The sequence below is a fragment of the Rummeliibacillus pycnus genome (assembly GCF_050459865.1).
In the GTDB taxonomy this organism is placed as follows: domain Bacteria; phylum Bacillota; class Bacilli; order Bacillales_A; family Planococcaceae; genus Rummeliibacillus; species Rummeliibacillus pycnus_B.
The window spans coordinates 76,370-88,702 of the sequence record NZ_JBCMNM010000017.1; the positions used below are offsets into that span (position 1 = coordinate 76,370).

The following is a 12,333-nucleotide window of genomic DNA, read 5'->3' on the forward strand; positions in this document are numbered from 1 at the left end:
CAACCGAAACGTTTGTTATCATTCGTTTTAATTGTAAAAAAAATTGGAGGTGTACCACTTGAAAAGAATAATCCCGCAGTCATTTTATAATTTTTTATCTGAAGAGTTAAAGTATCTAGAGTCGGTTGGAAAACTACAAAAAGGTCAAGCAAACGATTTGATGCAGTTATATGATAATCCGAACAAAAGCCAGTCAAAAAATGATATTAATATTAATATTATTCATGTTCTACTCACAATTGGTTCGATTCTCATTGGTTTAGGCATCCTTACATTTGTTGCGAGTAACTGGTCACACCTAACAAGTATCACGAAATATATTATTTTATTAGCAATCTTAATCATCTTCTTCATAGTAGGTAAGTTGCTAGAAGTAAAGAAACCTACACTTTCAAAAACCTCTTATTACATTGGTGTTTTCGCTTTTGGGGGAGAACTATTCTATATAGGCCAGTTATTTCACTTAGGCATTCACGCATCAGATATGTTCCTAGCATGGGGGATTGGTACCTTGCCACTTGCGTATTACTTGAAGGATAAGTATTTAAAGGGATTCAGTTTAGCTTTAGTCTACATTTTTGTAGAAATGAAATTTATTGTAATCGACAGTCCATATCCATATGGGGCAATTATCGTAATACCACTTCTGTTCCTAGCTGGACATTATATGTTAAAGGAATATCAGTACATATTGAAATGGGTAAATTTATTCTTTGTTTATCAATATATTCAATTCCAGTTCTATTACATCCCTATAGGAGATCATCACTTCCCGTGGATATTCTTAATTAGTATCCCAATATTATTCTTCATAGGGCATCGTTTCTATAATAAATCACTTATACTATTTATCATTAATACTGCATTAGTTATTGAGGCTATTACTTCTTTGTATTCCGAAGACTCAAATATCAGTAACACAATGGAAATAGCATTTGGTTTAATCACCTTCATTGTGGTTCTTCCAACACTGTATTATGTAACTCACCGTTACTATGAGAAGTCCATCATCTTATTTACGACGAACACTTTAGCTTTATTAATATCCGTTATCACCATTTACACTTATTTTGTCCACTCAAATAATTCAGTATTTCTTTTAGCTATTTTGTTTGTTTTAGGTATGATTTTATACTACCAACCTTTCAGAGAGTACGATCCAGCTTCGAAAATTATGGGTGCAATCATACACTTCAGTTCTGCTTTAGCCTTAAGCTTCCCAGATTTATGGGAATCCAGTTATCCTAGTCTATCAGGTTCATCTATTCCCGCAGTTATTTGTCTAGTACTTGGCGTAGCGTACTGTATCTATGCACTGATTTTAGTAGCGAAGAACAATCTACTAGGGGTATTCATCATAAGTATCTTTGTTTTCAGATTCTATGTTGATTTATCACTTCAATTTATGAGTAAATCAATTGCTTTCATCTTAGGGGGTATTCTCCTAATTGTTCTTGGTTATTGGTTTGAACGTACACGTAAAGGAGGAAAGAAGAATGAGAAAACTGACAAGGAATAAACAATTCTTCCTCTCTCTTTTAGTTCCTGTAATCATATTAATTGCAATGACTGTAAAACCACTTTTAACTGTCTTAACAGGTGAAACAATTTATTTACAAACTACACCTGTTGACCCATCTGATATAGTTTATGGAGACTATGTAGACTTAGAGTTTGAAATCGAAACTATACCTCTGAATCTCTTAGATATGGGGTTACAGAAACAATTAAGCAATGATAAAGAATATTTCAATTTTGATAATGCCAAAACCGTATATATTAAGCTAAAGCAAAACAAGAAAACAAATACTTACGATGCCATAAAAGTGACGGAAACTAAGCCAAAAACAGGAGTATTTATCAAAGGTGAATTAGATTCCTCAATTGACCAAGCAGATTGGGATAACGATAAGTCACCGAAAGTAGCTCATGTTAATATTCCCATTGAACGATACTATGTAGAAGATAATAAGGGCACACATTTAGAAAAACAGTCTCAAAAAGGTAAATTAAAAGCAGAAATCAGAGTAAGAAATGGATACGCTGTAATAAGGAGTATCAATATTGTTGATTAATAAGTAGAGAAGGGGATTTTTATCCTTTGTTTTTCCAAAATCTAAATGAGTTACATTAAAAAAACCTTCACATTGAAGCTAACCATTCAATGTGAGGGTTTTTTCTAATTAATTGTGCCAGATACTGCAAAGGTTAGTAACAATTAATTTTTAAACCATATCATTCATTTTTTTCTCCATTAGATAAAATTTCCATGAATTCCTCTCCAGTGATTGTTTCCTTTTCTAAGAGGTACTTTGTTAATTCATGTAGTTTATCAATATTATCATTTAAAATATCAATAGCATTTTTATGACATGATTTGATGATTTTAAGAACCTCATCATCAATTTTAGATGCTGTTTCTGTAGAAACTAAAAGGGAAGTATCTTCACCCAAATAGGCATTATTCACTGTTTCTAGAGCCATCATATCGAACTCATCACTCATTCCATATCTTGTCACCATAGATCTGGCAAGTTTCGTTGCTTGTTCAATATCATTAGATGCACCAGAAGTGATTCTTTTAAAAATAATTTCCTCTGCAGCGCGGCCACCCATTAATGTGGTCACTTTATCTAATGCCTGTTCTTTAGACATTAGTATGGTTTCTCCCTCATCAACTTGCATCGTATAACCTAATGCTCCAGAAGTTCTCGGAATAATAGTTATTTTATGAACTGGTGAGGAATGACTTTGCTTAGCAGCAACTAAGGCATGACCAATCTCATGATAAGCGATTGTTAATTTATCTTTCATCGCGATTACTGCATGCTTCCGTTGATAACCTGCGATGACTACTTCCACAGATTCTTCCAAATCAGTTTGGTTTACTTTACGACGGCCCAATTTCACAGCTCTTAGTGCTGCTTCATTGATAATATTTGCTAAATCGGCACCAGATGCACCTGAAGTAGCTCTAGCAATCACATTAAAATCAATATTCTCGTCAAGTTTTACATTTTTGGCATGGACGCGTAAAATCGCTTCACGACCGGCTAAATCCGGTAATTCAACTGGTACTCTTCGATCGAAACGACCAGGTCTAAGGAGCGCTTTATCTAGTGTTTCAGGTCTATTGCTGGCAGCTAAAATGACAACACCTTTATCTGCATCAAAACCATCCATTTCAGTTAATAGCTGATTTAAAGTTTGCTCTCTTTCATCATTTCCACCAGAGATTCCTGTGTTACGACTTTTCCCAATTGCATCTATTTCGTCAATAAAAACGATGCAGGGTGCTTTTTCTTGTGCTTGTTTAAATAAGTCACGAACCCTTGCTGCACCCATTCCTACAAACATTTCTACGAATTCAGAACCTGAAATCGAGAAGAATGGAACTTTAGATTCACCGGCAACTGCTTTTGCGAGAAGTGTTTTACCTGTACCAGGAGGACCTACTAATAAAGCACCTTTTGGTATTTTTGCGCCAATTTCTTTATACTTTTTCGGGTTATGAAGAAATTCAACAATTTCTTGCAATGCCTCTTTTGCTTCATCTTCACCTGCAACATCTGCAAAGGTAACACCTGTTTCAGATTCAACATAAACTTTGGCCTTACTTTTACCAAGTGATAAAGAATTTCCTCCACCCATCATTTTGCTTTGCATTTTTCTTGATAGCCATCGACCGATAGCGAGGAAGATTAAGAATGGTATTATCCAAGCAAAAATAAAACTCATTAAAGGTGAATTTTCCTTAGGAATTTCCTTTGAAAATTCAATATTTGCTTCATGCAAACGGTCAACTAATTTAGGATCTTCAACGATACCAGTTTTATAAAGCTTCACCTTCGACGTATCATTTGGCGTAAAAACAATATCGTTTTTTTCAATATTTACTTTTTTTACTTTCCCTTGTTCAACCATGTTTAAAAATGTTCCATAATCAACTACTTTTGTGGAGTAATTAATAACGGCTGGGAATATAAAGGAATTTAAGAGCACAATGACCAGTAACGTAATGCCATAGAAATATAAAAGTGATTTCTTTGGAGGTTTTACTTCTTTCATCTCACACCTCTACCTTAAATAATTCGTTTTTTTGTAATATAAATTAGATTCTCCATATCAGGTGTAATTATTCAATTTGTTTTAATAATTGGAACCTCCCATTCTTTAAAAAAGCAACTATATCATATGTCCTGTGTTGAATAATAACGATATTATTAAAGTCTTAGTTTCTTATCCTAATATTAATTGTTGTAACGAAAGCCATGCATTCCGAATTAAAACCCCTATATAACGGGCTTTGTTGGTATAAATTACATTTGTGTAACAAATGTGTTACAAATCCATCTGATATTTTAAAATACCTGTAATAATAATGTCTCTTAATTCTCAATATGATGTACTAACAAAAATAGCTAATTTGATAGTTCACATGAAGAAGAGATGAGCTAGGCTATATTAATGTAATTAAAGAATAAGAATTTGAAAAATTTAAAATAGAACATTTGGTTTCGTGTTGCAGCTATTTCAAAAAATAATCGAAAAGAAAGGTGATGTATAGTGATTAATAGGAATTTTCCTAAAAAAATGGTGACTATTAAAGAACAAAGTATAACTAAAAGTTTGATGACAATTGGAGTCTTCTTTCTACTGCTTCTAACCCTTGTGGGGTGTTCTCAAAGTGAACAATCTGGGGATGAGACAACTGTCAAAGTAGAATATAACGTTGAGGGAGATAATAAAAGTATCAATTCAATTACACATGTGCTTAAATCAGAATTTACAAGTCCGAAGCAAAAATACAATGAAATCCTTAAAAATCCACAAAATCTCATTAATATGGACGGAAAGAAAGTATTAAATGCATCAAATGGTAGTGAGTTATACCAATATATAGAAGAGCTATATCAGCCTTACTTTACCAACACTGGATTCGATAAATTTTTTGTTGGATCTGCATTCTCATATACAATGCATTCAAAAGACGTTCAAATTAAAGTAGCTAATATTTCTATAACGAAAAATAAAGATTATAAAGATGACTATGATTTTGTAGTCGATGTGAAATATAAAAAAGTGGGAAGCCCTGAAAAAAAATACCAGATTACAGGACTTGCAACGATCCCAGAGGAAGGGAAAATTGGTGCAATAACATATTTGGATGATGGCGGATTAATGGAAAATATTAAAAAGAACAGCTAAAAGAATTATATTTATATTCAACTTTTTACAACTTAATTTCTCAATAATATTGAGAAATTAGGTTGTTTTTTATATGGTGATTTTAGTTAGAATAGAAATGTATACTTTTATGGTATTTAAAGTTAAAATTTTACTGTCTAAGGAAATGAGCGAAAATGAATTAATTGAAAAATTAATTAATAACAAAGTATACAAGATGGGTAATTTCTCGTAGCATGGATTCGTTTTTAGAAAAGAACATTAGGGAGGATTACAGATGGATGTATTACTATTTGGTGGAAGTGAATTTGTTGGTAGAGCCTATTTAAAAAAGTTAATTAATGAAGGCTATACAGTTGATGTCATTACAAGAGGCATTAAGCCGATTACCGTAAAAGGATATCGTGACCATATTAAATGTGATCGGAAAAATGAAAAAAATTTAGCTGAACTTTTAGAAAATCGTTCATATGATTATATTTTTGATATTTCTGCATATACAGTAGAGGATATTAAGCCTATTATTAATGTGCTCAATCGAACGAAATTAAAAAAATACTTCTTGATGAGCTCAGGGGGAGTATATACACCATCTGATTCGATTTTGAACGAAGAAGATGAAATTGGTTATAACAAAAATTGGGGAAACTATGGCGTTGATAAAAGAAATGTAGAGTTAGAATTAATAAATGAACATACTTTAACAAATTTACCAATCGTAATTTTTAGACCAACGTATATCTATGGAGAAGGAAATAATTTATATAGAGAATCCTACTTTTTCCAAAGATTCAACGATCATTTACCAATTCCTTATCCAGATACAAATAAAGGAAAAGCTCAATATATCCATATTGAAGATTTAGTCAAGATTTCTATGGAAGCAGTTAAAACTGCAAAGACTAATGGAGAAGCATTCAACATAACTAATCCAGAAATTTTCACATGGGATGAGTTAATTCAAACATTTAAATCAGTTACGAAAGAGAATGTTCCAGTGTTACCGATTTCTCAAAATGAAATAGATAGATTAGATATTTCAAGTAAAGATTTTTTTCCGTTTAGAGATGTAACTTATTTGTTAAATATCCAAAAGCTACATGACTTTGATTTATCAACACCGTCTATTACCTTAAGAGAAGGACTTGAAAGAAGCTTTAACTGGTTTAAAAATCAAAATATTCTTAAACAATATCATATATTTAATGGTTTAGAAAAGGTTATATCATCGAAAAAAATAAATTGAAATAGAGTTGACTTTATTTGAATAACCTCATTCCATAAATGAACTATGTATCAATATCTTGTCTTATTATTAGTGACAATGTATATTCAGCATGATTCTTTGACACCTCATCTAGAAACCCTACATAAGAAGATATAGTTTTGTTCTTCCAGATTCAAGTTTAACTAATCTAACAGATTCAGTCTGTCTGTGTCATTAGAAACAAAACACTACGTCAATTCGAAGTAGTGTTTTGTTTGTTGTCAGATACTGTTGATTAAATTGAAATAGGAGGCAGGGTTTCTCCTGTTTCTAGCAAGCTTTTCAAGTTGCTTAGAATGGCTGGCCATCCGTTGTTAAATCCTTCAAAGGTATCTTCCTTATCAACAATGTCACCAGGTAACAGATTATCATGTTTAAGCGTTAATTTTACAGTCGATTCCATCGGTTTTAATTCAAACGTAACCCATGATGGTTTCTCACGATAGGCTTGATCATTTACGTGGTTCCATGTAAAAGAAAGTAAGTGATACGGTTCACTCTTCAGTATTTCCCCGTAATCAGTAATCTGTTCATTTCTCGAATAAGCAACCTTTGAGCCTGTTTGCCAATCGGAATCAATTTTGGAACCGAAAAAGTATTTCTCGGTAAATTCACTGTTCGTCAAAGCTTCCCACAGTTTTTCAGGAGTTGTTGCAATGTATGTCACATAAACAAATGATGTGTTAGTCATTTTTATCATCCTCAAGATTATTTTTAAGTTTTTGTAGTGCTTTAAAACCAATTTTGTTCATATTTTCCTATACAGCGATTATATATCTCTGCGATTGGAGGATTAAGAGATGTCCTCTTCTTGAATCTGAAAGAGCGTTAAATATATTATCCATGTCTTCATTATACGTAACCAATTATCTGCATGTAAAATTCCCCTTGTATTAGAGGACATACAGAATGATGGTTTACTCAATCAGTTTAAAGAATGACGGCGACTCCTCGAAAATGCATTCGCATTTCTTTCGTGTGATGTTCATTTAGTGATGCTTATTCATTGATGCTTATTCATTGTCCTATAGGAAAAGCTTTAGTTGAAAGCCCTGCAGGAATGTAATGAAGTCAATGAAAAAGTAAAAAAGATGAAAATTTATAATGAAAATCTGGTATAGCTATCTTTGTTGATGTGGAATTAGCGAAGACTCCTGAGGGAAAGCGAGACAGTTGAGCCCCCACAGTGAAGCGCGGTACGGGCTTCCGAGGAGGCTCAGCGCTCGCCCGCGGAAAGCGAAGCTAATTCCACATCATGCAGAAAGAGATTAATACTATTAATATTTGTATTGAAACACTTTTTCAGTACCCTCAACATATTGATCAAGAGATTGAAGCTAAGCCCGTGAAAAGCACCGTCTGTGTCGTAACCTTCATTATGAAAATTTAATGTGTTGAAATGTTTGTATTTAATGACAGAAAATGACTTTATGAAATTGATTCAAATAGAAAAATAGCTATTTTAAGTTATAATTAATTTACAGAAAACCTAAAAACTTCAAGAAATAATAAAACTTTTTTTGCCATGTATATTATTTCCTACTATAATAGTAGCAAATGTAAGTATTAGTGAAATGAGGGGTTGTATGTTTCAACCATTGAAAAAAGGCGATGTTGTTGGAGTATATTCTCCTTCAAAACCAGCTTCTGTAGCTGCACAAGCCCGCTATCTTAGAGGGAAGCAAGTACTTGAATCGCTTGGTTTAGTAGTTAAAGAGGGAATGTTAACTGGAAAAGAGGATTATTATAGGTCTGGTACACCAAAAGAACGTGCTTTAGAATTAAATCAACTTCTGCATGATCCAGAAGTGAAGATGATTATGCCATCTATTGGTGGTACAAATGCGAATAGCATTTTGCCATATATCGACTATAAAGCATTTCAACAAAATCCAAAAATCGTAGTCGGTTTATCGGATGTAACAGCAATTTTGCTTGCTTTATATAGAAAAACAGGAATTCCTGTATTCTATGGACCATCAGTTACTTCAACCTTAGGAGAATTCCCACCATTAGTAGAAGATACGATAAAGTATTTTAAAAGGATGTTTATGAATGAATTACAGGCACCTTACGATATACCAATTTCTAATCTTTGGTCTGATGATTTGGTGAATTGGTTAGAAAAAACTGATGAAAAAAAGTTGTATAAAAACGAATGGATTTGTGTACAGAAAGGAAAGACAAAAGGTAGACTTATAGGTGGAAATGTCAATACGATATATGGCACGATTGGCACAGAATATTTTCCAATAATTGAAGAGGGTGATCTTCTATTAATAGAAGATACCACAAAGTCTGCTGCAGTTATTGAAAAAAACTTTGCGATGTTAAAGCTTCATGGGATTTTGGATAAAGTATCAGGCATTATATTGGGGAAACATGAACAATATGATGATATGGGTACAGGAAGAAAACCTTATGAGATATTATTAGAACAAATAGATGGAAGAGATATTCCGATTTTAGCGGATTTTGATTCATGTCATACGCATCCACTTCATTCAATGCCTTTTGGCCGGCAAGTCGAACTTAATGCAACAGAGAAAAAAGTAACATTAGTTGAAAATTGGCTATAACTAGGAGTGAATAAAAGTGTACATAGGTGGAAAAAAAGATTTAAATGCATTAGATCAATATACGATTGAAACATTAGGTCTACCTGGAACTGTCCTAATGGAAAACGCCGGAAATGCAGTTGTAGAAGCATTATTAAAAGACTATGAAGATGTTGAAGCGAAAATCCTCGTTTTAGCAGGTGCAGGGAATAATGGTGGGGATGGTTTTGTTATTGCTAGAAAGTTATGTGACCGTGGGTTTAACGTTGAACTTTGTCTCCTTGTCGATGAATCAAAAATTAAGGGCGATGCTTTAACACATTTTACTATTTATCGTAAACGGCAATTACCATTCTTCCAATTGACAGAAACAAATTTTTATAAACTACAAGAAAAAATGAATTGTGCAACGATTATTGTGGATGCCATGCTTGGAACTGGTACACAGGGAAGTATAAGAGAACCATATCGTTCTGTTATTCAAATGGTCAATCAATCTACAGCTTTTGTGTTATCAGTTGATATCCCATCAGGACTTCAAGCAGATGACGGGCATGTTGAAGAATTTGCAATAAAGGCAGATCAAACAGTAACCTTTGTGATGCCAAAAATAGGATTCTATTTACAAGATGGGCCAAACTATATAGGTGATTTGAAAGTAGTGGATATTTCTGTTCCGACGGAATATGTGAAACAGTTAAATTTAACATTACCTAAACTGATAACATATTCTGATGTTTTTGCACAAATGCCTAAACGTCCTGCTAATGGACATAAAGGAACATTTGGACATGGTTTAGTCATTGGTGGTTCTAAACCATATGTTGGAGCACCTATCTATTCAGCAAAATCTGCATTTCATACAGGGATTGGCTTAGTTACACTTGCAATACCAGAATGTAATTATCCTATGTCAGCTGTTCAACTTCCTGAAGCACTATTTTTACCGTTAAATCATCAGAATGGTCATATTACACAAACTGCTTTGTTCGAACATGATTTCTCAAAATTTAATGCGATTTCATTTGGTCCAGGTATTAGTAGATTTGAAGATGGAGACAAATTAGTTCAGGCATTATTTAATCAATTGAAAGGTCAACCAATTATTATTGATGCAGACGGACTCTACTTCTTAAGAAATCAAATGCAATTAGTAAAAGATTATCAAGGACCAGTAATAATTACACCTCATCCAGGTGAAATGGCAACATTACTGAATACAACCATAAAAGAAGTTGAAGAGCATCGATTAGAAATTGCAAAACAATTTGCAGAAAAATATAATGTTTATGTTCTTTTAAAAGGGCATCGCTCAATCGTAGCAACCCCTAATGGTAATACTTGGATAAATCCTTTTGGCCATGATGCCCTTGGTAAGGGTGGAAGTGGTGATGTTTTAACAGGTGTGATACTATCATTATTATGCCAAGGTGCTAATATAGAAAAAGCATTAGTTTGTGCAACTTTCTTACATGCAAGAGCTGCAGAATTACAGGCAAAAGAACTATCACATTACGGTGTAACACCGAACACTATTATTGAAGGAATTCCCCAAATTCTAAATAAAATGTTTTAGAAATAAATTTTCATATAAAATCTATGCTATTTGCGAAATTTGGAGATTTTAGTCTTTGAAAGGAGAATACTTTTGCGAAATTTAGCATGGTACATATCATTAGCTATTACGTTTTTTGGATGTATTATTATTGAATTTTTTTTCACGCAAGACCCAACAAAAAGTGCTGCTCATGGAAATGAAGCTTTCATCCCCATCGTGATACTTACTCCGTTTATCATGTTAAGTATATATATAACATGGACAGTTGGTAGAAAATATTTTGCAATTAAACCTTTAATGAGACCATGGTTATTACTATTTGTCTCAGCTCTTATTCTTTTAGTCAGCATTCCTGGAGAATATCAGCTTGTCCATAACTCATTGGAAGCTTTACATGGTAATTGGAATGAACCTCAATCCGTGATTTATCAAAAAGGGCCTTTCAATTATTATACAAACAGTTGGTACTTTAACGAAAATGTATTTTTACTTCTACATCTCTTCGTATTTTTATGTGCATTCTTTGGTCGAAAAAAAGAATGGTTAGTAAATGAAGAAAAACAGAAATAAATCAAATAATAGTTTAGTATATAATCGACATTAAAGAATACTAGATGAATTAATTGATTCACTTCCTTGTAAATATAAGATTGTCGCAAAAATTACTACTCTAATCTTCTAAAAAGGCTGATACGCTATACCTTTTGATATAAAACTTAATATTGTGGAGTTAATCTATTTCTAACAAACTCTTGTTTATGGCACTGCTATTTTATATAGACAGTGCTTTTTAAAACCTATAAAATGTAGTAAAGGGAAATTTTAGGGTGAATATAGGGGAGAATTGTGGGAAATGATATAAAGTTTTAGTGTTACTTGGTGCTTTTTTATAACAAAGGCGGTTCCAAATACTATTGAAGAAATGCAGAGTAGTGAAAAGATCATCCAAAAAAATAAACACCTTCAAACGAAAGAAGGTGTTATACATTAATAATTAAATAGACGCATTGTTAAACATAATCACGGAAAGCAATAACCGCAATCGGTAATGCAAGTGTTAAAAAAGTAACTATATTTCCAATTATTAAAACAGGTTTCAAAAACCCTCGTTCTCCTTTAATTGCAAAAAGTAGACCAATTAATGGAGAACTAAAAGCAAGAATGAAAAATATATACCCCAAAAAACCTGTTTGACTATACTCATTACTTGAGCTGCTTACATTCTGCCATAACATAAAGCAACTTACAAACGTGATAATTGAAGCAATAAAACAACCGATTGAAATCTTGATAAACTTCCTTTTATCCAAGTGGATTCCCCCATTTTAATTGTATTTCCTCTTCTTTCAGTCGAACATCATGAAAATAAATACAACTAGCTTAATAACGGAAATTTCATATTAGGATAATTACTTAATGGACAGTGGAAGTAATTCAGTCTGTATTCAATAATATGATGATTAATTGGATTTCATTAGCTTATTTTTTCTATAAATTCAAAAAATTTAAGGAAACCTGCAAAGAAAAAAGTAGAGTATGGGATGTTTGTTAAATAATTAATGCAAGGGAGGATTTAAATTGAGTAAAGGAAAAATGGATCATTTTGAAAAGGATAGAGAAAAGTGGCTAGATGAGAAGAAAAGCAAAATAGAAACAAATGATCTTTCTAATCGAACGCTGTATGGAAGTCCGACAATCGGGGGAATGATTGTTATTTTAACTATTATAATTATTATCATTGTAAATATTTTGAAACATTAGAA

General features: G+C 32.6%; 11 protein-coding genes. 8 read left to right on the forward strand and 3 right to left on the reverse strand.

The window, feature by feature from the left end; genetic code table 11:
* Positions 1–58 precede the first annotated feature (58 nt).
* Both ABE048_RS04475 and ABE048_RS04480 read left to right on the forward strand, forming a co-directional pair.
* Positions 59–1,519, forward strand: coding sequence for a DUF2157 domain-containing protein (locus tag ABE048_RS04475; RefSeq protein WP_430309426.1), 1,461 nt, complete (start codon positions 59–61; stop codon positions 1,517–1,519).
* Positions 1,497–2,075, forward strand: coding sequence for a GDYXXLXY domain-containing protein (locus tag ABE048_RS04480; protein WP_430309428.1), 579 nt, complete (start codon positions 1,497–1,499; stop codon positions 2,073–2,075). Before ABE048_RS04475 ends, ABE048_RS04480 begins: the two co-directional genes overlap by 23 nt.
* A gap of 160 nt (positions 2,076–2,235) precedes the next feature.
* On the opposite strand, the gene ftsH is transcribed toward ABE048_RS04480, so the two are convergent.
* The gene (gene ftsH / locus ABE048_RS04485; RefSeq protein ID WP_430309430.1) at positions 2,236–4,068 is read right to left on the reverse strand and encodes an ATP-dependent zinc metalloprotease FtsH; all 1,833 of its coding nucleotides are present in this window, start codon (positions 4,066–4,068) and stop codon (positions 2,236–2,238) included.
* Positions 4,069–4,593: 525 nt separating this feature from the next.
* Between ftsH and ABE048_RS04490 the strand changes: the two genes are divergently transcribed.
* Positions 4,594–5,208, forward strand: coding sequence for a hypothetical protein (locus ABE048_RS04490; protein WP_430309432.1), 615 nt, complete (start codon positions 4,594–4,596; stop codon positions 5,206–5,208).
* Positions 5,209–5,464: 256 nt separating this feature from the next.
* Positions 5,465–6,433, forward strand: coding sequence for an NAD-dependent epimerase/dehydratase family protein (locus tag ABE048_RS04495; protein ID WP_430309434.1), 969 nt, complete (start codon positions 5,465–5,467; stop codon positions 6,431–6,433).
* A gap of 256 nt (positions 6,434–6,689) precedes the next feature.
* Here the strand turns inward: ABE048_RS04495 and ABE048_RS04500 are convergent, their stop codons facing one another.
* The gene (locus ABE048_RS04500) at positions 6,690–7,145 is read right to left on the reverse strand and encodes an SRPBCC family protein (protein ID WP_430309436.1); all 456 of its coding nucleotides are present in this window, start codon (positions 7,143–7,145) and stop codon (positions 6,690–6,692) included.
* Between the two features lie 895 nt (positions 7,146–8,040).
* Between ABE048_RS04500 and ABE048_RS04505 the strand changes: the two genes are divergently transcribed.
* The 3 genes from ABE048_RS04505 to ABE048_RS04515 all read left to right on the forward strand — a co-directional run bounded on the left by ABE048_RS04505 (position 8,041) and on the right by ABE048_RS04515 (position 11,140).
* Positions 8,041–9,033: a S66 family peptidase gene (locus ABE048_RS04505; protein WP_430309438.1), complete on the forward strand. Its 993-nt coding sequence runs from the start codon at positions 8,041–8,043 to the stop codon at positions 9,031–9,033.
* A 16-nt stretch (positions 9,034–9,049) separates the two neighbouring features.
* A complete protein-coding gene (locus ABE048_RS04510; RefSeq protein ID WP_430309440.1) occupies positions 9,050–10,588 on the forward strand; it encodes an NAD(P)H-hydrate dehydratase in 1,539 nt (512 codons plus the stop codon).
* Positions 10,589–10,660: 72 nt separating this feature from the next.
* Positions 10,661–11,140, forward strand: coding sequence for a hypothetical protein (locus ABE048_RS04515; protein ID WP_430309442.1), 480 nt, complete (start codon positions 10,661–10,663; stop codon positions 11,138–11,140).
* Positions 11,141–11,580: 440 nt separating this feature from the next.
* Here ABE048_RS04515 and ABE048_RS04520 read toward each other — a convergent pair whose 3' ends face one another.
* Positions 11,581–11,880, reverse strand: a complete 300-nt coding sequence (locus ABE048_RS04520) for a hypothetical protein (protein ID WP_430309443.1) — start codon at positions 11,878–11,880, stop codon at positions 11,581–11,583.
* A gap of 268 nt (positions 11,881–12,148) precedes the next feature.
* Here ABE048_RS04520 and ABE048_RS04525 point away from each other — a divergent pair, with 268 nt between their 5' ends.
* The gene (locus tag ABE048_RS04525; RefSeq protein WP_430309444.1) at positions 12,149–12,331 is read left to right on the forward strand and encodes a hypothetical protein; all 183 of its coding nucleotides are present in this window, start codon (positions 12,149–12,151) and stop codon (positions 12,329–12,331) included.
* The last annotated feature ends 2 nt before the right edge of the window (positions 12,332–12,333 follow it).

Excerpts from the sequence above, each read along its gene's own strand:
- ABE048_RS04490 (WP_430309432.1), top strand. The coding sequence starts at position 4,594 with ATGGTGACTATTAAAGAACAAAGTATAACTAAAAGTTTGATGACAATT.
- ABE048_RS04495 (WP_430309434.1), top strand. The coding sequence starts at position 5,465 with ATGGATGTATTACTATTTGGTGGAAGTGAATTTGTTGGTAGAGCCTAT.
- ABE048_RS04480 (WP_430309428.1), top strand. The coding sequence starts at position 1,497 with ATGAGAAAACTGACAAGGAATAAACAATTCTTCCTCTCTCTTTTAGTT.
- ABE048_RS04505 (WP_430309438.1), top strand. The coding sequence starts at position 8,041 with ATGTTTCAACCATTGAAAAAAGGCGATGTTGTTGGAGTATATTCTCCT.
- ABE048_RS04500 (WP_430309436.1), bottom strand. The coding sequence starts at position 7,145 with ATGACTAACACATCATTTGTTTATGTGACATACATTGCAACAACTCCT.
- ftsH (WP_430309430.1), bottom strand. The coding sequence starts at position 4,068 with ATGAAAGAAGTAAAACCTCCAAAGAAATCACTTTTATATTTCTATGGC.